This window comes from Myxococcus sp. CA040A (assembly GCF_013336725.1).
GTDB classification, from domain to species: domain Bacteria; phylum Myxococcota; class Myxococcia; order Myxococcales; family Myxococcaceae; genus Myxococcus; species Myxococcus llanfairpwllgwyngyllgogerychwyrndrobwllllantysiliogogogochensis.
In genome coordinates, this window is the sequence record NZ_JABUMR010000002.1 from 1,102,686 (window position 1) to 1,123,997 (window position 21,312).

A 21,312-nucleotide genomic window follows, 5' to 3' on the forward strand; every position below is an offset into this window, starting at 1 on the left:
CTAGCTCCTCTTGAGCGCCGCGGCGGCGTCCCTGACGTGGTGGAAGGGGATGAATCCGAGGGCGGTCTCGGCGCGCGCGCCGTCCGCCACCCACGAGTAATGGATGTAGTCGAGAAGGGCTACGGGCAACGTGTCCGCTCCCACCACATCCAGCGCGTGGAGTGCGCCACGGAACAAAGGCCCTGGGAGGGGGAGCGGGCGAGCCCCCGCCTGCCGGATGAGGCCGGACAGTGGCAGCACACCCCGTCCGACGATGTTGAACTCCCCGGACACGTCCGCCCGCAGCGACAGATGAAGCGCCCGCCCCGCGTCCTCCTCGTGCAGTCCCTGCCACAGCGGGTCGAACCCGAGCAGCGTGGGGACCACGGACGTGCGCGTCAGCAGCCGCGTCACGGGATTCTCGATGGTCGGCCCCAGCACCGGCGCGAAGCGCAGCACGAGCACGCGCATCTCCGGATGCCGCTCGCGGAAGGCACGGACCTGTCCCTCCACCTCCACCTTGTCGGTGACGAAGCGGCTGTGAGGACAGCCCTGCAGCGGCGACTCCTCGCGCAGCAACGCGGGGTTGTTCCCCCGCGCCCCATAGACGGCCGTCATCGAGGGCACCACCAGCCTCGGCAACCGCGCCCGGCCCGCCGCGGTCAGCACGTTCATCGTGCCGATGACCTCCAGCTCGTGCGCCAGGGAGCCGTTGCGGATGGGCCCGAAGAGGAACGCCAGGTGGTAGAGCGCGTCCACGGGGCGCTCGGCCAGCGCGTCGGTGAGCTCGCTTTCGGCGTCGTGCCGGGTGAGGTCCACCTGGTGGAACTCCACCTTGGCCCCCTCCGGACGGGCGACGTCCAGAACGAGGATGCTCTCCACGTCGGGATCCCGCTCGAGCCGGGGCAGCAATAGCTTCCCGTACTCGCCGCTGGCTCCAGTCACCGCGACGCGCAACCGCCCCTTGCCTGGTCGTGACACGTCCATACGCGGGCTCTCCTGTTAGCCCAGCCGGTCCTGAATGTCAGCCTGCACCCATCTCGTCTCGCTGGACAACGTTCGTTCCGTGGCGGAGGGTGGATGATTGCCATGGCTCGCATCGCACGTCTCAGTGACGTCCTCATCAACAAGATCGCCGCCGGCGAGGTGGTGGAGCGCCCCGCGTCCGTCGTGAAGGAGCTGGTGGAGAACTCCCTCGACGCGGGCTCGAGCACCATCCGCGTCGACCTGGCCGGTGGGGGCGTGGACCGCATCATCATCTCGGACGACGGGCACGGAATGGGGCGGCACGACGCCACGCTGTGTCTGGAGCGTCACGCCACCAGCAAGCTGCGCGAGCTGGACGACCTGTTCCACATCGACTCCATGGGGTTCCGGGGCGAGGCCGTGCCCGCCATCGCCTCCGTCTCCCGCTTCTCCCTCCACACCGCCGAGGTGGGCGCGGACGTAGGCACCCGGGTGACGCTGGAGGGTGGGGTGGACCCGCTCATCGAGGATGCCCCTCCGCGCACGGGCACCGTCATCACCGTGGAGGACCTCTTCTTCAACGTGCCCGCGCGCCGCAAGTTCCTGCGCCGGGGCGACACCGAGCTCAAGCACGCCGAAGAGGCCGTCGTCCGCCTGGCGCTCGCGAACCCGGAGGTGGGCTTCTTCGCCACCCACGAGGGCAACGAACTCTTCTCCAGCGCGGCCTGCCCGGAGGACCCCCGCGAACGCATCGCCGCCGCGCTCGGCCCCGCGGCCCACCCGCACCTGTTCCCCGTGGAGGAGCGGCGCCTGGGTGTCAGCGTCACCGGCTACGCGGCCTCGCCCGAGTTCACCTTCCCCAACGCGCGTGGGCTCTACACGTTCGTCAACCGCCGCTACGTCCGCGACAGGGGCCTCATCGGCACCATCCAGCGCGCCTACCAGGACTTCCTCGCCGCGGGCCGGCAGCCCGTCGTCGTCCTGCACATCGACGTGGACCCCATCGCGGTGGACGTCAACGTGCACCCCCAGAAGCTGGAGGTCCGCTTCTCCGATGCCCGAGGCGTCCAGGAGGCCATCAGCGCCGCGCTCAACCGGATGCTGCGCGCGGCCCCATGGCTGGGCGCGGGCGCCGACCCCAATGGCCCCGGCGGGAATCAGCCGCGCGATGCCGCGCACTACGCGCTCGCCGTGGAGCGCTTCCTCACTCGCGCGCAGGAGGCCTCCTGGGGCGCCCCGCTGCCCACCACGCTGGACGCAGCATCGGGGGGCGCTCCGTCGCACGCCCTGTCCGGAGCGCCCGGGCCCATGGTCGGGATTCCCTCGTCGCTGCCCTTCGGCGCGGTGGGGCGCCCGCCCGCGTTCGGCGAGGCCCAACCCCAGCTCAATGAGGCCCCTCCGCCGGGCTACTTCGCCGCGCTGCGACCCATGGGCCTGCTCGGAGGCCGCTTCCACCTCTGCGAAGGACCCGGCGGCACGCTGGTGGTGTTGGACCCTCATGCGGCGCTGGAGCGGACCCGGCTCACGACCTACCTGCGCGCGCTGGACGATGCGAAGGGCCCTCCCGCGCCCTCGCTGTTCGGCACCACGCTGGAGTTTCCCGTGCAGGTCGCCAAGGCGCTCGTCGAGGGGCGCGAGGCCCTGTCGCGCCTGGGCGTCGACGTGGAGCCCTTCGGCGGCACGACCGTGGCGCTGAAGACGGTGCCTCCGGGGTTGGAGGGGGCGGATGCTCGCTCGTTGCTGGAGGCGCTCGCGCGCGCGTTGCCGCCCAAGGGCGCAGCGCTGGACTCCGTCACGCTGGCCGAGGCCGTGCGGGTGATGGCGTGTCATGCCGCGCGCAAGGCGGGCTCCGTGCCGCTCACGGACGCGCAGCTTCGCGCGCTCCTGGGCGAACTGGACCGGGCCGATTTCCATCCCCCCTGCATCCACGGCACGGTGGTGGTACTGGAGATGCCCCTGCTGGAGCTGGAGCGCCGCGCCCGCTGAAGCCGGAATCCCAGTCCCTCCGCGCCTTTGCACGGCCGGAAAATTGACCCGTGGGAGGCCGCTGCTACGGTGGGCCACACGCCTGTAGCACGGGGCGGACCGGGCACGGACGGCCGGGAAGAGCATCCCTCACGGCAACAACCACGATGGGAGCGGCCACATGCGCGGTGTCATCACCCTGCGGGACGTGGTGTCGAACCTGGGCGTGGTGCTCCGTGAGTTCGGAGCCCTGTGTGTCGTCCGCTGTCTGGTCGCCTCGCTGCGCCGCCAACGGACGACGTTCCTCGAAATCGCCGTGCGCCCCAAGCGCTCCTGACCTTCGCCCCCGAGTCCCTGCTTCGATGCTCCGTCGACTTCCGCTTCTGCTCGCCCTGATGTTCGCCGCTCCCGCTTTCGCCCAGGACGAGGAGGATGATGGGCCCACGTCGATGGATGGCGTGGGACGCATCACCGTGCAGGGTGGCTGGCGTTCCACCTCCAACGAGACGTTCTACAAGGGCTGGTACGGCCGGACGGGCAACGGCGACCTGGCGCGCGCGCGGAAGACCGGAGGGGGGCCGTTCGGTGTGGCCTCCTTCGCCTATTCGCTGTCGGACCTCGTGGAGCTGGGCATCGACCTGTTCGCCACCGGCTCCCGGCTCTACGTCACGGAACCGGGCGTGGAGAGCCTGCCTCCCACCGAGCGGGGCATCGACACCCTGGCCTACGGCGCGATGCTGGGCCTGCGCTTCCAGAAGCTGCTCCCCGAGGTCGGCCCCTATGGGTTGGTCCCCTTCCTGGGCTTCTTGACCGGTCCCACGCTCATCAGCTCGGAGCGCGACGGAGAGGCCGTGCGGGAGAGAACGACGCAGGCCTGGGCGGGTTCGCTGGGAGCGACATGGCGCTTGTCCTCTCGCTGGGGCATCACCGGTGAGTACCGCTTCATGTTCCTGCGCGGACCCGTGGGCCCCGAGGACGCGAAGATTGGCTCGTTCAGTCTGGGAGGGAGCTGGCTGTCGCTGGGCGTGACGTACACTTTTCCGCCCGAGCCATCACGAGGTCTCCCAGGCTCTGGTCTGTAGCTCGCAGAGCGAGCAGGCGTGGACATTGGAAGGTTGTTTGCTCCCGGAAATGTGACAAAGCCTCCGTGTTGTTCCGGTGCGGAAATTGTCGCCGTATGACCGGGAGAACTCCTTACGATGCGTGAATCGGCCGAGATCGTTACCGGGCCCAGGAAGATGTCCATGCCAGAGCAGGCGAAGACCGAGATTGATAAGGAATTGGCGGACCTCCGCCGCGAAGTCGTCGAGGCCCGCAACCTCGTCATCAAAAGTGACAACCTGCTGAAGAACCTCCACGCGGAGGTGAAGGCGGTCGGCAAGCGTCACGAGGACTTCCAGAAGCGGCAGTGGATTTCGTCCGCGGCGGCCTACGTGCTGTTCGCGGTCATCGCGGTGGGCGCGGCGGTGATGATCACCAGCGCGCGCAGCTCCAGCGCCACCAACGAGCGGGAGCGCCTGGAGAAGATGGTGGCGGACCTGACGGGCCAGCTGGAGAAGCAGCGCTCGGACACCTCCGCGCACCAGACGGCCCAGCGCGGCGCCGCCGAGGTCTACAAGATGATGACCTCGCTGCCCGGCGACGAGCGGCTCAAGGGCATCGACGCGCTGATGAAGCTGGACACCCAGCGCCTCAGCTCGCTGGAGCGCCAGGCCCTCAATGACCGCGCCACGTCGCTGCGCCGCGAGACGGGTGATGCCGCCTTCGAGCGCGGCAAGATCGCCTTCCGCAAGAACGAGATGGACCAGGTCGTCTCGGAGATGGAGCGCTTCCTGGCCATGAACCCGCCGCAGGAGCAGTCGCTGGACGCGTCCTTCTTCCTGGGCACCGCGTACAACCAGCTGCGCAAGCACGACAAGGCCGTGCCCCTGCTGGCCCGCTTCGTGGAGGGAGACCGCAACTCCAAGACGCGCGACTACGCCATGCTGCTGCTGGCCCAGTCGTACCAGGAGGTCGGGCAGATGGAGAAGGCGCTGGAGACGGCGCGTGACGCGGCTGGTGCCTACCTCAACAGCCAGTACCAGATGCAGTTCCGCAGCCGCATCGCCATGGTGAAGCGCGCCATGAACGGCAACACGGAGGCCGCGGGTCCCGCGCCCGCCGCCGCCGCCCCCGCCGCGGCCCCCACCCAGCAGGTGGCGAGCCCCGCGGGCCAGTAGTCCCTGGACGCACCCCGCCCGCCTGTCGGGTGGGGTGACACGGAAGCGTTGCCACGCGGGGTCCACAGTCATAAGACCTGGACCCCGTGTCCGCTCCCGACCCTCGGAAAGATCCTCGCTTCCGCCGCTACCGTGGTGCCGCGTATGGGGTCTACATCGCGCTCACCACGCTCTTCTCGCTGTGGATCATCTGGAACGTGAGCCGCTCGGTGGCGGCCATGACGCCAGAGGAGTTGCCACCCGCGGCCACCACGCTCAGCTTCCAGGAGTGTCTGGCGGGTGCCCGGGCCCTGTGGGACGAGCTGGAGGCGGGGCGCGAGAAGCTGGTGCGCGTGTCGCCCGCGCGAGACACGGACCAGGAATGGATGCGCTTCCGGACCTCGTGGCTGGCGCGGATGCGCGAGCGGGAGTCCCAGTGCGATTTGAAGGCCCGCGAGCGCGCGCCGCTGCGCACCGTGTACCGCCGCCTGGAGGTGGTGCTGGACCTCTACACCACGCACGCGGTGCAGTACGCCGACGAGGTGGGCGGCACGGTGGACTCGTTCCACGCCGCCTTCCAGGCCGCCAGCGCCAGTCCGGCCGCCACGTCGCCCCGGCCGTGAGTCAGCGCACCGGCAGCAGCGCGGTGTAGCGGCCCAGCGTGTCCGTCACGGACTGGGCTAGCAGCACGGAGGAGGGGCGCCCCTCCACGTTCACTACCCGATAGAAGCGGATGGACGTGAAGGGCAGGCCCGGAGGCACGCCCGGCTCTCGCGTCGACGACAGCACCCGGCCGCGCAAGGTGCGGCCCCGCTGGAGGGCGAAGGCCGTCACGGCCTGCTCGGAGCCGTCATTGGCGGGCAGCACCGAGACGAAGCGGCTGACGCGGGGCAGGTTCTCACCCGGCACGACGTCCAGCCGGTAGAGGGCGGGGTCCAACCGCAGCACGTATTCGCCGTTGGCGTCCGTGAGGGTCTCCGAGGCGAGGTTGGGCGGAAGCAGCCGGCCGGGGACGACGTCCACGGGCTCCACCACCAGCCGCACGCCCGCGGCGGGGGAGACGTTGTCGGGCTGCAGGAGCCGGCCGCGCGCCACGCGGCGGTTGACGCACACCACGTCCGGCAACACCGTGTCCTCGCGAGGCACCACGGCCGCGGAGGTGGTGAGCCCGGAGGTGGAGCCGGCGGGAGGCACCACCACCAGCTCCAGCGGGGACTCGGTGGCGCTGGGCAGGGAGCGCAGCTCGAAGCGGCCTTCCTCGTCCGTCGTCGCCACGGCGCTCTGGAAGCTCCCGCCTCCTCCCACGCGCCCCTGGATCGACACCGTGGCGGCGACGACAGGTCGGCCGTCCAGGGCCACCACGCGTCCCGACACCCGCACCGCGGCGCCGAAGTCACCCAGCTCCAGCGGGCCAGGCAAGGGGACGCTCGGGTCCACCGTGAAGGTCTGCTGGGGCAGGAGCGCGCCCGCGTCCCGCGCCGTCACGCGCAGCAGCACCGTGGAGGCACTCGCGGCCTCAGGCGGCAGCGCCAGCGCGAAGGCGCCCGTGCCGCGATTGACGGGAACGCGCTGGGAGATTGGCTTCAGCTCGGCGTCCAGGGCCTCCACCGAGAGGTCCGCGTCCAGCGGCGCGCCCCCGTGTCCGGTCAACTGCCCTTGCACGGGCACCACGGCGTCGGCGGCGGGCAGCAGCCACTCCAGCGCGAGCGCCTCGCCCGGGAACACGGTGCCCAGGTTCGTCATGGGCGGCACCAGGAGGTCCTCGGCGAGCACCGTCACCGCGTACTGGCCGCTGGCCACCGGCAGGGTCCACTGCCCGTTGTCCGGCACCAGCGTCGCCTCGTGATAGCGGGCCACCCCGGGGATGAGGGCGCTCGTGCCGACGGCGCGCACGACGAGCGGCTCGGAGTAGGGACGGGAGGTGGTGGTCGACGACGCGGGAGGCACCGTCGAGCGCAGCGTCGTCCCGCGCAGCGAAGCCTTGTCGAACAGCTCCAGGTTCTGCTCGGCCCGCAGGCGACCCACCGGGAAGTCCTGCGCGTACAGGCCGAGGGCGGGGTTGGGCGTCACCTCCACGACGATGTCCTGGCCCGGGTCGCCGCAGCCGTCCACGAAGCACACCTCGTTGGAGGCGCAGTCCGCGTCCGAGCGGCAGACGAGCAGGGAATCCTCTGGCTCCTCTTCCAGCAGGGCACAGCCGGTGCCCCAGAGCAGCGTCAGCGCGAGGAGGAGCCGCGCGGGGCCCCCCTTCATCGGCAGTCCCCCTGCACCGTGTTCACCACCCAGGAGTAGCTGATGACGAACCCCGGGTCGATGATGGAGCCTCCGTCGGGCAGGTTCACCACCTGCGATTCGGGCTCGCGGTCCGTGAGCTCCGCGTCGCTCACCAGCGCCTCCACCAGGTGCTGGCCCGGCGTGCTCAGCTCCGCGTTCGCCGAGGCCAGGTTGATGCGCAGCGTGCCCCGGTCCGGACGGCGGGCCTCGCCGTTGTTCGTCAGGGCGATTTCCCGGTACGGCCCGCGCGGGTCCTGCGGGCTGTAGTCGATGAACCAGTGCACCTTGATGCGGTCATCCACGTCCGGGTCCTCGACGGCGACCTCGAACGTCAGCTCGCACCGGCTCCCGCCGAAGTCCTGGATGATGTGCTCCTGCGGCAGCACCAGCGACTCGATGATGCGCGGCGAGCGGTTCATGAAGCGCGGAGGCTCGTCGAGCAGGGTGTCGTCCTGAGGCAACAGGCAGCCGACGAGCAGGCCCAGACTCGCGGCCAGCACGCACGTCGCCCAGCCCTGGCCGGAGCGCCTGTCCCAGACTTCTCGCCGCGTCGTCGAGTCCATCACCAGTGCGACTGGGGCCGCTTCAGAGCAGCTCCTCGCCCTCCTCGGGGGGCAGGGGCCGCCCGGTCTTCTCCGCTTCCAGCTTCTCCAGGTGGCGGAAGATGGTGCGAGGGTCCACGCCCAGGTCCTTGGCCGTCTTCGTCCGGTTGCCGTTGTTCCGCGCCAACACTTCGTTGATGTAACGCTTCTGGAATTCTTCCTTGGCCTGGAGCAGCGGCATGATGGGCTCCAGGTTCTCCGGCTTGAGGTCCAGGTCGTCGGGGCCCAGCAGCGGCTTGTCGGACAGCACCACCGCCTTCTTGATGCGGTTCTCCAGCTCGCGGATGTTGCCAGGCCAGCCGTACTTCTTCATGGACACGGCGGCGGACGGGGTGAAGCCCTTGGCCCGGGAGTTGAACTCGCGCGAATACTTGTGGAGGAAGAATTTGCCCAGCACGACGACGTCCTCGCCGCGCTCGCGCAGGGGCGGCAGCTTCAGGGTGACGACGTTGAGCCGGTAGTAGAGGTCCTCGCGGAAGGTGTTCCGCTTCACCTCGTCCTCGAGCACCTTGTTGGTGGCGGCGACGACGCGGATGTCCACCGGCTCGCCGCGGTTGTCGCCCACCTTGTAGACGATCTTCTCCTGGAGCGCGCGCAGCAGCTTCACCTGGAGCTGGAGCGGCATCTCGCCAATCTCGTCCAGGAAGAGGGTGCCGCTGATGGCCGCCTGGAACTTGCCCGCCTTGGTGGCCACCGCGCCGGTGAAGGCGCCCTTCACGTGGCCGAACAGCTCGCTCTCCAGCAGGTTCTCCGGAATCGCGCCGCAGTTGATGGTGATGAAGGGGCCCTTCACGCGGGGCGAGCGGCGGTGGATCTCCCGGGCGATCAATTCCTTGCCGGTGCCCGTCTCGCCGGTGATGAGCACGGAGATGTCCGTGGGGGCAATCTTGTCGATGCGCTTGTACACGTCGCGCATGCCCTGACAGGCCCCGACGATGTCGCCATAGCGCTGGTCCTCCAGCTTCCGGCGCAGCTCCGTGACGTCGAGCTTGAGGTCGTTGACCAGCATCGCGTTCTGCAGGACGAGCGATGCCTGCGCCGCGAAGATGGTGAGCATGTCCGCGCTCTTGGGCTCGAACCGGTTCACCAGCCGGTCATTTCCCACGTAGATGACGCCGAACAGGTCACCCTTGTGCATCAGCGGCACGCACATGACGGAGTGCACGCGCAGGTTGACGACGGACTCGCTGGCCTTGAACTCGGGCGCGTCCACCGCGTCCGCGACGATGAGGGGCCGCTGCTCCTTGACCACCTTGGCGATGATGGAGTCGGACAGCTTCTCCACCGCGTCCTCGATGTTCTCCCGGGCCACGTTGCGCGCGACCTTCACGCGCGGATCCCCGCTCTCCATGAGGATGAGGAAGCCCTTGTCTGCGCGCGTCACCTCGATGGCCTCGTCCATCAGGCTCTCGAGGATGCGCTCCACGTCGTAGAGGGCCAGCAGCCGTTCGCTGAACGCGGTGAGCCGCCGCAGCATGGCCAGCTCTCGGCCGGGCACGCCGGGCAGCTCCGTGGTGTGCGAGTCCGCGGTCTCCGGACTGGCCACCGAGTCGCGGTGAGGCGTGAGGGCGGAGGGGGGTGGCGCGCGCGGCGCGTCCTCGCGGGCGAACGTCAGCTCGGTGCCGCCCACGCGGACCACGTCGCCGGTGGCGAGCGCGTGTGAGTCGCGCTTCTTGCCGTTGACGTGGAAGGTGGCGCCCAGGCTGCCGACTTCGTAGCGACTGCCGTCGAACGTGACGTGCAGGGCGCTGTCGGGAACGCCGGAGTCTTCGAGCGGGATGTCGTTGTCCGGGCTCCGGCCGATGCTGGTGATGCGCTTGTGCAGGGCGACCGCGCGGACCTTGCCATCAGGACTGCGGACGGTGAGGCTGGCCATAGGGCTTCACGTACCTGGAGAAAAAGGCTCAGAAGGAGAGGGTGAGTCCGGCGCCGAGTCCGCCGGAAGTAGGGTACAGCCCCAGCCGTGCGGTGGGGCGGGGCGCGGTCGCGCGCGGCGGCCGGGAGACCGAGGACTCCGAGCGGGGCGCGTTGGAAGAGGGCGGGTCTCGCGTCTCCACCGAGGTGCGTACCACCTGGTCCTCGTGGTGGTACAGCGCGTCCACCACGCCCAGCGCATAGATGGTGTAGAAGCCGGCGGCGGACGCCAGCTTGAGCAACTGCCACGTGTCCCGCTGACGCTCGCGGTTGGTGGGGATGTACCGGATGGTGATGGACGCCTTGCCATCCTCGTCGAGCACGTTGTCCAGCTCGAGGGGCCGCTCCTCGAAGAGCGACTCGTAGGCGAAGTAGGAGATGATGCTCGTCACGGCGAGCACACCTTCGGTGGCGGCGAAGACGATGCCCAGGCTGTTGCGGCCTTGCTGGAACTGGCCCGCGCCGAACGGCACGAAGTTGACCAGGAAGTTGCGCTTCTCCACCGTGCGGACGTTGACCTGACTGGCCAGCTCCTCGGCGCGGCGACGGAGGACCTCGGCTTCCATGCGCTCGCGTTCGCGGCGCTCGGCCTCGGCCTTCTCGCGCTCCTGGCGCAGTCGGCGCTCCTGCCGGAGGAACTCCAGCTCATTGGTCATGTCGTCCTTGATGCTCTCCAGGAAGGTCACCGCCGGAGGCGGGACGACAAAGGGGTCCAGGCTGAAGTCGGGGTCCAGCCGGAGCAGGGCGCGCAGGTGACGCGAGGCCTCCTCGGTGCGCCCCAGGTTGAAGGCGGCGAGTCCGGCCAGCTTGTGCAGCTCCACCAGCTCGTCCTCGTTGAGCCCGCCACGGTCGATGCGGGCACCCGCGCGGTCCAGGACCTCGGCGTACTTGCCGTATTCGAAGCTGGCGCGCAGGGCGGCGACCTCCGGATCTCCGGCCTCCTGCGCGAGCGAGCCGGCCGGGGTCCACAGCACGAGCCAGAGCGAGATGAACGCGAACCTTCGACTCATTCGGGGCGCAGGCTCCCGTGCAGAAGGGTGGGCTCGCCGGGACGCAGGTGCACCACGCGTCGCTCCGTCTGGAAGCCCGGATGGGAGATCTCCACCGTGACGGTGTGCTGGAAGCCCGCGGGCCCGCGTGGCGAGCGAATCTCGAACGGATGCTGGACGCTGTCGCGCGCGGTGCGCACCTGGTCGCCCACGCGCACGGTGGCCTCGGCGGGTTCGTACTCGAGCGACAGCGGCGCCGACTTGGGCTGGGCGCGCAGGTGGAAGATGTTCTCCCCGTCGGGCTGCACGTCGATGGTCTCCACCACGTCCTCGCAGTAGTCGCAGGAGATGGTGATGGCGTGTGGGCCGGGGGCCATCTCCACGTCGTGCTTCTGGAGGGCCTGGGCGCTGGGGGCGCCATCGTCCACGCGGATGAGCCCGAAGGGCCGCACGAGGATGGACACGAGGATCTTCTTCGACGCCGATTTCCGGCCGGCGACACGGTCCTCGCCTGGACCTCCCGCCAGGGCGCGGGCGTCCTCCTGGGCACCTCCGGTGGGACGTACCGCGCTCGCGCGCGCCGCGCTTCCGCCCGAGGCGGGGGCCTGCCGGGTGTCGGGACGGCCGACGAGGGACTCCATGCGGGGGGAGGTGGCTTCGGGGGTGTAGCCCGGGGGGAATCGCGACGGATCGGCGCTCCTCGTGCGAGCACCGTCGGTCGGCGCGGCGGGACGAAGGTTCGGTCGGGGAGCCGTGTCCACGGTGCCGGAGCCGGGGGGCTCGTGCGCGTCCGTGCCCGGGTTTCCCGCGCCGAGTGTTCCCTCGGGGCTGGAGTCTCCGACCCCGCCGTTCGCGCCATCGTGACTGGTGTCGCCGGAGCCCGGGTTGACGCCCTCGTCGCCCTTGGGAGGGCTGTCCGTGCCCGGCTGGAGGGCCGCCGCATCCGCGCGTGCGTGGTACGCCTTGTAGGCGCCCAGGCTCACGGCCGTGGCGGTGAGCAATCCCACCGCCAGCCGGATGCCGCGCCGCCGCCAGGTCTTCACGCGCTGCGCGCGCTGGATGCCCTTGAGCAACCCGAGCGCCCGAGCGTTCTGCGCGTCCAGCGCCAGCACGTGATTGAGGCTGCCGAGCGCCCTCGACGTGCGCTTCTCCGAGAGCAGCCGCTCCCCTCGCTCCAGCAGCCTGGCGACGATGCGCTGCCGCGCCAGCTTCCGGTACGACGGTGGATCGGCGAAGAACGACACCAGCTCCTCGCCCACCCGGGAGAAGCCCAGGCCCGCGAGGTAGTCCGCCAGTGCGTCACGCAGCTTGCTGGCGTCCGGATAGCGCTGCTGAGGATCTCTCTGGAGACAGCGCGCGCAGATGTCCGCCAGCTCGTCCGACAGGGCGGGGAGGCGGCGGCGCGGATCCTCGTAGTCACCGTCGAGGATGCGCTTGAGCGTGGCCGTGGTGTTGGGCGCGGAGAAGGGCAGCCGCCCCGTCATGGCCGCGTAGAACATGATGCCCACGCTGAAGACGTCCGCCTCGGGGCCCGCCTCCAGGCCCTCGATGATCTCCGGGGACATGTGCGCGGGCGAGCCCACGAGCGAGCCCGTCACCGTCATCCGCTCCTCGATGTCGAGCAGCCGGGCGATGCCGAAGTCCATGAGCTTGAGGATGCCGTCCTCGCGCACCATGACGTTCTCGGGCTTGAGGTCGCGGTGGATGACGCCGGCCTCGTGCGCATGCGCGAGCGCCGCCGCCAGCTCGTGGATGATCATCGCCGCCAGCTCCGGCGGATCCAGCGGACCTTCGTCCAGGACCGTCTTGAGCGTCCGGCCGCGGATGTACTCGGTGACGATGAACGCGTCCTGCGCGTCCGCGGCGGAGAAGTCGAACACCTCCAGGATGTTGGGGTGGTGCAGCTTCGCCACGGCGCGGGCCTCGCGGGCCAGCCGCCTGCGCGACTCGTCCTTGCCGGCCAGGTGCGGGTGCAGCACCTTCACCGCGACTTCACGGTCCAGGGCCGTGTCGAGCCCTTTGTACACGACGCTCATGCCCCCCGAGCCGAGTTGCTCGAGGATGCGATAACGACCGATATGGCGGCCGACGAGCGTCATGACATGCGGCGGTTGTGCCTGCCCCTCCCTCAGTCCCCGAAGCTGATGCCCATGCTCTTGGCGAAGCGCACCAGTTCGCCGGATGGGTCCACCCGGCGCTCCTTTCGCGACTCGCTCAGAGGTACAGCGACGAGCTGCCCGGCGCGCAGGGCCACCATGTGGTCCCACTGTTCGTCGCGCACCAGGTCCAACACCCCGCAACCATAGCGCGTCGCCAGCACGCGGTCCGCCGCGCTCGGACTTCCTCCTCGCTGGAGATGCCCCAGCACATTCACCCGAATCTCCGCCTCGACGTGCTGCGCCAGCAGATCCGCGCACACCTTGCCGGAGCCGCCCAGTCGCACCACGCCTCGCCCGGGGACGTCTTCGGCCCGGTCCAGCACGGCCAGCGTGCCGCCCACGGGGAACGCACCCTCGGAGATGGCGATGATGGAGAAGCTGCGGCGGCGGGTGGCGCGGCGGCGCAGCTTCTCCACGATGGCCTCCACCCGGTACGGAATCTCCGGGATGAGGATGACGTCGGCCCCGCCCGCGAGCCCGCTCTCCAGCGTGAGGAAGCCCGCGTGGCGACCCATGATCTCCACCAGCATCACCCGGTCATGGGACTCGGCGGTGGAGTGCAGCCGGTCCAACGCCTCCGTGACGATGAGGCGCGCGGTGTCGAAGCCGAACGTCTGGTCCGTCCCGCTCAAGTCATTGTCGATGGTCTTCGGACAGCCGACCACCTTGAGGCCCTTCTCGCTCAGCCGGTGGCCAATCGACAGCGTGCCGTCACCGCCCACGGCGATGACTCCGTCGAGCTTCAGCGCCTCGCAGCGCCGCAGCACCGCGTCGGACACGTCGCGCTCCACCCAGTGGCCACCTTCGCGGAAGGCGTAGAGGAAGGGGTTCGCGCGGTTGGACGTGCCGAGGATGGTGCCGCCCTTGGGCAGGATTCCCCGCGTGTCCTCCTCGGTGAGGGGACGCGTGAGGTCTGGCTCCACCAGCCCCATGTAACCGTTCTCGATGCCCACGAACTCATGGCCGAACTCATGCGTGCCCCGCTTGACGAGGCCACGGATGAGCGCGTTGAGCCCGGGGCAGTCTCCGCCACCGGTGAGGACTCCGAGTCTCAGGGAACGGGCCATAGGGGTCGGACGCGGGTGTCAGAGGGAGGGTGGCCCACCATGACAGCGACGTCGGACCTGATGATAGGAGGCCCCGGAGCCGGGGTGCAACGCGCGAATCATTCGGCAGGTCGGATTTCCGAGTGGAAACGCGAGCTTCCATCAGTCCCGCTTGAGGCGGCGACGAGAAGCGACCCTGTCGAGGAGGGCTTGGAGACGGGGCTGAGGGGCCTTTGGAAGGGCCTTGTCTGTCGGTGACTGTAGGGGCATCTCCCGGGCCATCTGGAAGATCTCGAGCAGCCGTTCCTTGAAGAGCTCGTTGTCCGGACGCTCCTGGAGGGCGCGGCGATAGGCGGCGGCGGCCCCCACGTAGTCCCCGAGGGCGAACAGGCGCTCACCCTCTTGCGCGGGTGAGGAGGGACCGACCGGCAGCTCTGGCTCCTCGGGCGGGCGAGCGGCCTCCAGCTTCTGGAGTTCCAGGGGGAGCAGGGACTCGCGCACGTTGGCGAGCTTGTCGGCGAGCGAGGCGTCATCCGGGAAGGCATGGGTGAGCGTCTCGTAGAGGTCAACCGCCTCGACGAGCTCGCCACGGCGCAGGGCTCGGTCGGCGCGTGCCTCCATCTCCACCCGGGCTGCAGGAGTCATCTGGGCGCGAGGTTACCCGCGCCGCCCAGGGATGTCACAACGAAGGCATGTGAGCGGTGACTTCGCCGCGCCCAGGGGCACGGGGTATCCGTGGGTTCGTCGTTTCTCGGGGCCCATGGCCTGGCCTGCGGATGTGACGCGGGGGGCCTATGCTCGCGGCGTGAATCTCGCGTGGGCGGCTGGAGGCTGGTTGCTGCTGTCGGGCGCGCTCGGCTCCGAGCTGCGTCGAGACGGCTACGTGCTGCGGCCGCCGGAGCGCTTCCACATGGTGCGGTGGGAGCCTTACGTGGGCTCGGTGGCGGGAGCGGTGTCGCTCGACGCGGAGGCGACGCGGAGCCTGTCGGCGGCGCTGGCGGATGGGGAGGGGCCCGAGGCGGCGACGATGCTGGTCTCGGTGGTGGAGCGGAGTTTCTCCGCCAGTCCTTCGGAGCGGGATGACTTCGCGTCGGCGGTGATGCAGCACTTCCAGCGGGAGCTGGGGGTGACGCTGTCTCCGGAGCGCGTGGACCGGGTGGGTGGAATCGTTCCGCGAGTGGAGGTGCTGGGCACGCTGCGCGAGGCGGGACAGGTTCGCACGGTGCTGGTGGCGGGGCTCGCGTCCGAGGGCCGGCACGCGGTGGTGGTGGTGAGCGCGCCCGCGGTGCGCTGGGAGTCGCTGGCTCCGGGGGTGCGTGCGTCGCTGGATACGTTCCGGTTGGAGGCGACGACCGCGCCGGGTGTGGTGCCGCGCCGGGTGCTGGGCGCGCTCGCGGGAGCGCTGGCTGGGGCGCTGGTGGCGTCGTACGCGGCGTGGCGCAGGATGCGGGCGGGGCAGGGCACCTCCGAGGCGTGACGACGCCGCGCGCGCGTCGCGAGGTCGGCAATCGGGGACAGGCACCGGATTCCCTAAACCTCGCGGACCCCCGCGAGGCACCTTCGGCGGGGCGGAACGTAGTCGCTGGCAGGCACGCCGCCAACAGGGCAGGTGGGTCGGCGAGCGCACGCGGGCCTCATGCTCCGGGCCGTGCGCGACTCGGTGCCCAGGCGCTCGGCGCTGGGATAGCGTGCGCGGCATCCATGTTCGTCCTCCTCCTCGTCGCCGTGCTTGGGCAGGCGCCGTCGGTCGCTCCCTCGGAACCGGGCGTGCAGTCCCCCGCTCGAAGCGAACCCGACTCCGCGCCTGCTCCCGCGCCCGAGTCCCCTCCGGCCGTGCTGCCTCCGGCCACGCACGAGCTGTTCCAGCGCATCCAGAACCGCGTCGCCCAGGTGCGCATCATCGAGCGGCGCTCGGGCACGCGCTCGTCCATCGGCTCGGCCTTCTTCGTCTCGGCCAGCGGGCACGCCATCACCAACTATCACGTGGTCTCCGACGTGGTGCTCCACCCGGAGGACTACACCGCGGAACTCGTCCTGCGCAGCGGCGGCGAACCCGTGCCGGCGCGCCTGGTGGACGTGGACGTCGTGCATGACCTGGCCGTCATCCGGATGGATGACGTCGTGAAGGACTTCTTCGCGCTGGAGGACCGCGAGCCGCAGCAGGGCACGCGCCTGTTCGCCATGGGCAATCCCCATGACCTGGGAACCACCATCGTCGAGGGCACCTACAACGGCTTCATCCAGGACTCGCTCTATGAGCGCATCCACTTCAGCGGCGCCATCAATCCGGGCATGAGCGGCGGGCCCACGCTCACGGGGCAGGGGCGCGTGGTGGGCGTCAACGTCGCCACCATGGGAAACCAGCTCGGCTTCCTGGTGCCGGTGAAGCACGCGAGCGCGCTGCTGGCGCGTGCACTGGAGGCGAAGCCGGACGAGGCCCGCACGCTCGTGGATACGGTGCGCGCGCAGCTCGTCGACAACCAGCAGCGCCTCACCGAGCAGCTGATGGCGGCTCCGGTGCCGAAGCAGAAGCTGGGCAGCTATCAGGTCCCCGGCCGGTGGATTCCCTTCCTCAAGTGCTGGGGCGACACGCCACATGACCCGGAGGTGCCCTACACGGTGACGAACTACCAGTGCTCCTCGGAGGAGGACATCTACCTGTCCTCGCATCACCGCACGGGCGTGGTGGCCTTCCTGCACCAGCAGGCCTCCAGCCAGAAGCTGGGCGCGCTGCGCTTCTCCTCGCTCTACAGCGCGCTGTACGCGCAGGACCCGGACACGGTGGAGGCCTCGCGCGAGGACGTCACCAACTTCCGCTGCACGACGGAGTTCGTGGACGTGGAGGGCCTGCCCGTCCGCGCCGCGCTGTGCCTGCGCGCCTACAAGCGCTTCCCGGGCCTCTATGACCTGGTGCTGCGCGCCGCCGCGCTCAACGCCAGCACCAGCGGCGTCGACACCAGCCTCACGCTGGGCGGCTTCACGGCGGACAACGCGCGTAAGCTGGCGCGCCGCTACCTGGAGGGGCTGTCGTGGACGAAATGATCTTCCTGGAGGTGCTGGAAGGGGATTCCGTCCACGAGCGCCACCGCCTGGAGCGCTTCCCCGCGACGATTGGCCGGGCGTACTCGAACGACGTCATCCTCGATGACCCCAAGGTCTCCCCCGAACACCTGCGCATCGAGCGGCGCGAGGACGGCGCGCTCGTGGTGCGGGATGTGGGCAGCCACAACGGTACCTGGCGCGTGGAGCCCTGGGCACCGCTCGCCGAGCTGGAGCTGGCGCCCGATACGCGCGTGGCCGTGGGTGACACGGTGCTGCGCTTCCGGCGCAGGGACCACGCCGTGCCCGGCACCGTCATCACCTCGGCCGTCGCCCCCCGGGAGCGCGTGTTCGAGCACGCCCGCGCGTTCCCCATCGCGATGCTGGCCCTGATCTTCGTCAGCTCGCTCGAGACGCACCTGGGCAACTACGGCCGCACGGATTGGGGCGAGCTGACGGTGGCCGTGGTGACGCCGCTCACGCTGACGTTGCTGTGGGCGGGGGGCTGGGCCGTCGCCAGTCGCATCTCCCGCCGCCGGTTCCACTACCGCACGCATGCCACCATCGGGAGCCTGGTGCTGCTGGGGGCCGTGGCGCTGCCGCCGCTCGTGTCGGCGCTGGGCTTCAGCCTGGGGCTGGGTTCGGGCCTGTCCTGGCTGCACCACGCGACGTTCCTCTCGCTCATGGGCTGGGGCCTCTTCTGGCACCTGCGCTACGTGGCGCGCTGGGAGCCCGGGCGACTGGTTCGAGTGCTCGTCGTGGTGACGCTCGCCTTCGGCGCCCTGTCCCGCGCGAACGACCTGCTGGGCAACGAGCCCTTCAGCACGTCGCTGGACTTCCCGCGCACGCTGCTGCCGCCGGCCTTCCGCATGACCCGCGCCCAGCCCGTGGAGTCCTTCTTCGAGGAGATGGAGGGGCTCCAGCAGCAGGTGGACGCGCTCGCGAAGGAGGAATAGCCGCGAGGGCCCGACGACGTCACGGGTGGGATGGTGATGTCAGACCTGGAAGGTAGAAGCCTTCCACGCGCGCGAGCACCCTCCACGGGTGGCTCGCGGCGTGTGTCGCTGAGCGACCAGGAGGTCCAGGTGCGGGTGAGCGTGGCGCCGGAGCTGGCATCGTTTCGGGAAGTGGCGCGGGGGCTGTTGGCGCGGTGTCTGCCCCCGGAGCGGGTGTCTTTCGAGGAAGCGCGGGGCCCGTGGGATGGACGGGTGGATGCGCTCGTGAGCGGCATGGGCACCGGCGCGCTGCCGGTGGTGCCCCGGGACTTCCTGGGGCTGGCGGAGAAGGTGGTGTGTCACCGGGAGCCGGAGCGCTGGGCGCTGCTGTACCGCGTGCTCTGGCGGCTGACCCACGGGGAGCGGTGGCTGTTGGAGCGGGAGTTGGACCGGGACGTCCAGCGGCTGCGGCGGATGGAGCGCGCGGTGCGGCGGGACGTGCGCAACCTCGTGATTCGCGTCCGCTTCCGGCGGGGAGCGTCCGATGGCGCGGAGCGGTATGTCGCATGGTACCGGCCGGAGCACCTCGTCGTCAGGCTGGCGGCGCCCTTTCTCGTGGGGCGCTTTCCCACGCTGCGCTGGAGCCTCTTCACCCCGGACGCCAGCGCCCACTGGGACCTGGCGCGCCTGAGCTACGGGGCGGGACTGGCGTGGGAAGCGCCGCCGCAGGCCCCGGCGCGGAGCACGGCCGCGCGCAAGTCGCGGACACCGTCAGAGGGGACTCCGGTGATGATGGTGGGGGACGTGCCGGACACGCGGGAGGACGGTGACGTGCCGTGCTTCGTGGGACCGGCGGGACGGCTGTTGGAGGTGGTGCTCTCCCGGGCGGGGCTGAAGCCCACGGACCTCCATGTCTCGCGGGGACCTCCGCCGGATGGGGACGCGGAGGCCGCGGGCTGGCGGGAGGCGCAGGCGTTCCGGGAAGCGCTGGCGTCGGAGGTGGCCTCGGTGCGCCCGTTGTTGATGCTCGCGCTGGGCAGCACCGCGGGCCAGGCGGTGCTGGGGCCGGGGTTTCGTCTCAACCTCAACCGGGGACAATTCGTCCAGACGCCCTGGGCACGCGGCGCCATGGCCACCTTCGCGCCCGCGGACGTGCTGCGCAGGGCGGACCCTCGCGAGCGCGCGGAGCTGCGCATCCACTTCGAGGCGGACCTTCGATCGGCGGCGCAGTGGCTGCGACACGCCGGTCGGCGCGGGTAACGTCTGGACGAGGCTGCCATATCGTTCCCCGCGGGGATGGTTGCTCCGTGGTTTGCTCGCTGGGACGGGTCGCAGCGAGGGGCGTAAACTCGGAGGACGCAAAGCCCACGACAAGGGGACCTTCGATGCGCCGCTCCTCACTGACCCTGTTGCTGCTCCTTTCCGCCGCGTGCGCCCGCTCGCCCCTGGTCCGCCAGGGGTTCCCCGTCATCGTCGCCACGCCGGCGCTCGCGCAGCAGTCTGGCTTCGCGCCCTGGGCCATCTCCATGCCCTTCGGACACGCGCAGGACGGCAGCACGCTGGTGCTGCGGTTCCTGGAGCGCGCGGAGACGTCGGGCGCGCGCTACGTCAGCAACGTCCAGGTGGTGTTCATGGCGGACGACGGGGGCACGGAGCTGGAGTGCCGCACGCACCTGATGCCCGAGGGCCCCGTGCCGCCATGGAAGACCCTGGTCCGCACCGCCATGGCCGCGGGGGAATACGCGCCGCTGCGGGTCATCCGTCGCCCCATCCCGTACACGATGACGCAGTGCCGGGAGCATTGGGTGTCCACCACGGTGACGGAGGCCACCCGGTCCGGTCCCAGCTCCGCTCGGGGCGCGGCCGTGTTGATGACCACGACCTCCATGACGTCGCGTCCCGAGATTCGCTGCGAGCCCGTGACGGCGACGCGCATCCTCTCCCGGTATGCGTTCGAGGACGCCGTCGACTACGTGCCCCCGCGCATCGAGCGGCTCCTGGAGTCCCGCCCGGAACTGAAGCTCCTGGAGACCGAGGCCGAGTGTCTGCCGAGAGACCCGCTGGCTCCTCGCACCAACCGCATCGAAGCGCTGGCCTATGGCGGCTCTGGCCCGCGAGCCGCCTTCCTGGATGTCCCTCCGGTCGCGCCCGCGCGTGCGCCGAAGCCCGCTCCCACCCAGGTCGACCTCTGACGTCGACCCGGTACCGTACCGCCGCGCGGCTCACATGCCGCGCAGCGCGTGGGGCTGGTAGGGCGCCTCCAGGGCCTGGAGTTCCTCGGGCTGGAGCTTGAGGTCCACCGAGCGCATGGCGTCCTCCAGGTGCTCCAGCTTCGTGGCGCCGATGATGGGCGCCGTCACCACGGGACGCGACAGCAGCCACGCCATGGCCACCTGGGCCGGAGGCACGTTGCGCGCCTCGGCCACCCGCCGCGTGGCCTCCACCACGTCCCAGTCTCCCGCCTGGTCATACAGCACCGGCGCGTACGCATCCGTCTTCGCGCGCGGCGTGGCGTCCCGGTCTCCCAGCGACTTGCGCGTCCCCGCGAGCAACCCGCGCGCGAGCGGAGACCAGGGGAGCACGCCAATGCCCTCCGCCTCGCACAGCGGCAGCATCTCCCGCTCCTCCTCGCGATAGACGAGGTTGTAGTGGTCCTGCATGGACACGAAGCGGGACCAGCTGTTCACGTCCGCCACGCCCAGGGCCCGCGCGAACTGCCACGCATACGTGGACGACGCGCCCAGGTAGCGCACCTTGCCCTGGCGGACGAGCTGATCCAACGCGGACAGCGTCTCCTCCACCGGCGTGTGCGGGTCCATCCGGTGGATCTGGTAGAGGTCGATGGTCTCCATGCCCAGCCGCTTCAGGCTGGCCTCGCACGCCTGGACGATGTGCTTGCGGGACAGGCCGCGCATGTTGGGGCCATCGCCCATGGGGAAGTACACCTTGGTGGCGACCACCACCTCTTCCATGCGCGCGTAGCGTCGCAGCGCACGGCCCGTCACTTCTTCGCTGACACCCAGTGAGTACATGTCCGCGGTGTCGAAGAAGTTGATGCCCATCTCCACCGCGCGGCGGAAGAACGGCTGCGAGGCTTCCTCGTTGAGGACCCACGGGCGCCATGAGGGGGTGCCGTAGCTCATGCAGCCCAGGCACAGGCGTGAGACGCGCAGGCCGGTGCGGCCCAGTTGCGTGTACTTCATGGGGAGCTCCTCTCGTCGGGTGTCGACGCGGCACATCGCCACG

Annotated in this window: 19 protein-coding genes; 10 read left to right on the forward strand and 9 right to left on the reverse strand. The window is 70.2% G+C overall.

Annotation, left to right across the window (positions count from 1 at the left end; all coding sequences use genetic code 11):
• Positions 1–966 carry an SDR family oxidoreductase gene (locus tag HUA75_RS11210; protein ID WP_141647948.1) on the reverse strand — a complete coding sequence of 322 codons (966 nt, stop codon included), beginning with the start codon at positions 964–966 and terminating at the stop codon, positions 1–3.
• Positions 967–1,068: 102 nt separating this feature from the next.
• Between HUA75_RS11210 and mutL the strand changes: the two genes are divergently transcribed.
• The 5 genes from mutL (at position 1,069) to HUA75_RS11235 (ending at position 5,731) form a co-directional block, all read left to right on the forward strand.
• The gene (mutL, locus tag HUA75_RS11215) at positions 1,069–2,931 is read left to right on the forward strand and encodes a DNA mismatch repair endonuclease MutL (RefSeq protein ID WP_141647949.1); all 1,863 of its coding nucleotides are present in this window, start codon (positions 1,069–1,071) and stop codon (positions 2,929–2,931) included.
• Between the two features lie 160 nt (positions 2,932–3,091).
• On the forward strand, positions 3,092–3,247 hold the full coding sequence (locus HUA75_RS11220; protein ID WP_174456601.1) for a hypothetical protein: 156 nt from the start codon (positions 3,092–3,094) through the stop codon (positions 3,245–3,247).
• Between the two features lie 25 nt (positions 3,248–3,272).
• A complete protein-coding gene (locus HUA75_RS11225) occupies positions 3,273–3,992 on the forward strand; it encodes an outer membrane beta-barrel protein (protein WP_174486351.1) in 720 nt (239 codons plus the stop codon).
• A 117-nt stretch (positions 3,993–4,109) separates the two neighbouring features.
• Positions 4,110–5,129, forward strand: a complete 1,020-nt coding sequence (locus tag HUA75_RS11230; RefSeq protein ID WP_174486352.1) for a tol-pal system YbgF family protein — start codon at positions 4,110–4,112, stop codon at positions 5,127–5,129.
• A gap of 86 nt (positions 5,130–5,215) precedes the next feature.
• Complete coding sequence (locus tag HUA75_RS11235) at positions 5,216–5,731, forward strand: hypothetical protein (protein ID WP_174456598.1); 516 nt, start codon at positions 5,216–5,218, stop codon at positions 5,729–5,731.
• A gap of 1 nt (position 5,732) precedes the next feature.
• On the opposite strand, the gene HUA75_RS11240 is transcribed toward HUA75_RS11235, so the two are convergent.
• The 7 genes from HUA75_RS11240 to HUA75_RS11270 form a co-directional block, all read right to left on the reverse strand.
• A complete protein-coding gene (locus tag HUA75_RS11240; RefSeq protein ID WP_141647953.1) occupies positions 5,733–7,361 on the reverse strand; it encodes a carboxypeptidase-like regulatory domain-containing protein in 1,629 nt (542 codons plus the stop codon).
• Entirely contained in the window at positions 7,358–7,948 is a 591-nt protein-coding gene (locus tag HUA75_RS11245; RefSeq protein ID WP_141647954.1) for a hypothetical protein, read from the reverse strand. Before HUA75_RS11245 ends, HUA75_RS11240 begins: the two co-directional genes overlap by 4 nt.
• Positions 7,949–7,967: 19 nt before the next feature.
• Positions 7,968–9,860: a sigma 54-interacting transcriptional regulator gene (locus HUA75_RS11250; protein ID WP_141647955.1), complete on the reverse strand. Its 1,893-nt coding sequence runs from the start codon at positions 9,858–9,860 to the stop codon at positions 7,968–7,970.
• Between the two features lie 28 nt (positions 9,861–9,888).
• Entirely contained in the window at positions 9,889–10,908 is a 1,020-nt protein-coding gene (locus tag HUA75_RS11255) for a hypothetical protein (protein ID WP_141647956.1), read from the reverse strand.
• Positions 10,905–12,986, reverse strand: a complete 2,082-nt coding sequence (locus HUA75_RS11260; protein ID WP_174486353.1) for a protein kinase — start codon at positions 12,984–12,986, stop codon at positions 10,905–10,907. Before HUA75_RS11260 ends, HUA75_RS11255 begins: the two co-directional genes overlap by 4 nt.
• A gap of 29 nt (positions 12,987–13,015) precedes the next feature.
• Positions 13,016–14,113, reverse strand: coding sequence for a 6-phosphofructokinase (locus HUA75_RS11265; RefSeq protein WP_174486354.1), 1,098 nt, complete (start codon positions 14,111–14,113; stop codon positions 13,016–13,018).
• Between the two features lie 141 nt (positions 14,114–14,254).
• Positions 14,255–14,737 carry a hypothetical protein gene (locus HUA75_RS11270; protein ID WP_174463653.1) on the reverse strand — a complete coding sequence of 161 codons (483 nt, stop codon included), beginning with the start codon at positions 14,735–14,737 and terminating at the stop codon, positions 14,255–14,257.
• A 160-nt stretch (positions 14,738–14,897) separates the two neighbouring features.
• On the opposite strand from HUA75_RS11270, the gene HUA75_RS11275 reads away from it, so the two are divergent.
• The 5 genes from HUA75_RS11275 to HUA75_RS11295 all read left to right on the forward strand — a co-directional run bounded on the left by HUA75_RS11275 (position 14,898) and on the right by HUA75_RS11295 (position 20,258).
• The gene (locus HUA75_RS11275) at positions 14,898–15,569 is read left to right on the forward strand and encodes a hypothetical protein (protein WP_174456853.1); all 672 of its coding nucleotides are present in this window, start codon (positions 14,898–14,900) and stop codon (positions 15,567–15,569) included.
• Positions 15,570–15,793: 224 nt separating this feature from the next.
• The gene (locus HUA75_RS11280; protein ID WP_174486355.1) at positions 15,794–17,134 is read left to right on the forward strand and encodes a S1C family serine protease; all 1,341 of its coding nucleotides are present in this window, start codon (positions 15,794–15,796) and stop codon (positions 17,132–17,134) included.
• The gene (locus HUA75_RS11285) at positions 17,122–18,087 is read left to right on the forward strand and encodes an FHA domain-containing protein (protein ID WP_174463655.1); all 966 of its coding nucleotides are present in this window, start codon (positions 17,122–17,124) and stop codon (positions 18,085–18,087) included. The genes HUA75_RS11280 and HUA75_RS11285 overlap by 13 nt, the downstream gene beginning before the upstream one ends.
• A 102-nt stretch (positions 18,088–18,189) precedes the next feature.
• A complete protein-coding gene (locus HUA75_RS11290) occupies positions 18,190–19,326 on the forward strand; it encodes a DUF4130 domain-containing protein (RefSeq protein ID WP_371745633.1) in 1,137 nt (378 codons plus the stop codon).
• Positions 19,327–19,451: 125 nt separating this feature from the next.
• Positions 19,452–20,258, forward strand: coding sequence for a hypothetical protein (locus HUA75_RS11295; protein ID WP_174486356.1), 807 nt, complete (start codon positions 19,452–19,454; stop codon positions 20,256–20,258).
• A 30-nt stretch (positions 20,259–20,288) separates the two neighbouring features.
• Here HUA75_RS11295 and HUA75_RS11300 read toward each other — a convergent pair whose 3' ends face one another.
• Positions 20,289–21,269: an aldo/keto reductase gene (locus HUA75_RS11300; protein WP_141646072.1), complete on the reverse strand. Its 981-nt coding sequence runs from the start codon at positions 21,267–21,269 to the stop codon at positions 20,289–20,291.
• Between the last annotated feature and the right edge of the window lie 43 nt (positions 21,270–21,312).

Excerpts from the sequence above, each read along its gene's own strand:
- HUA75_RS11230 (WP_174486352.1), top strand. The coding sequence starts at position 4,110 with ATGCGTGAATCGGCCGAGATCGTTACCGGGCCCAGGAAGATGTCCATG.
- HUA75_RS11210 (WP_141647948.1), bottom strand. The coding sequence starts at position 966 with ATGGACGTGTCACGACCAGGCAAGGGGCGGTTGCGCGTCGCGGTGACT.
- HUA75_RS11250 (WP_141647955.1), bottom strand. The coding sequence starts at position 9,860 with ATGGCCAGCCTCACCGTCCGCAGTCCTGATGGCAAGGTCCGCGCGGTC.
- HUA75_RS11300 (WP_141646072.1), bottom strand. The coding sequence starts at position 21,269 with ATGAAGTACACGCAACTGGGCCGCACCGGCCTGCGCGTCTCACGCCTG.
- HUA75_RS11220 (WP_174456601.1), top strand. The coding sequence starts at position 3,092 with ATGCGCGGTGTCATCACCCTGCGGGACGTGGTGTCGAACCTGGGCGTG.
- HUA75_RS11270 (WP_174463653.1), bottom strand. The coding sequence starts at position 14,737 with ATGACTCCTGCAGCCCGGGTGGAGATGGAGGCACGCGCCGACCGAGCC.
- HUA75_RS11280 (WP_174486355.1), top strand. The coding sequence starts at position 15,794 with ATGTTCGTCCTCCTCCTCGTCGCCGTGCTTGGGCAGGCGCCGTCGGTC.
- HUA75_RS11255 (WP_141647956.1), bottom strand. The coding sequence starts at position 10,908 with ATGAGTCGAAGGTTCGCGTTCATCTCGCTCTGGCTCGTGCTGTGGACC.
- HUA75_RS11295 (WP_174486356.1), top strand. The coding sequence starts at position 19,452 with ATGCGCCGCTCCTCACTGACCCTGTTGCTGCTCCTTTCCGCCGCGTGC.
- HUA75_RS11240 (WP_141647953.1), bottom strand. The coding sequence starts at position 7,361 with ATGAAGGGGGGCCCCGCGCGGCTCCTCCTCGCGCTGACGCTGCTCTGG.
- HUA75_RS11265 (WP_174486354.1), bottom strand. The coding sequence starts at position 14,113 with ATGGCCCGTTCCCTGAGACTCGGAGTCCTCACCGGTGGCGGAGACTGC.
- HUA75_RS11225 (WP_174486351.1), top strand. The coding sequence starts at position 3,273 with ATGCTCCGTCGACTTCCGCTTCTGCTCGCCCTGATGTTCGCCGCTCCC.
- mutL (WP_141647949.1), top strand. The coding sequence starts at position 1,069 with ATGGCTCGCATCGCACGTCTCAGTGACGTCCTCATCAACAAGATCGCC.
- HUA75_RS11260 (WP_174486353.1), bottom strand. The coding sequence starts at position 12,986 with ATGACGCTCGTCGGCCGCCATATCGGTCGTTATCGCATCCTCGAGCAA.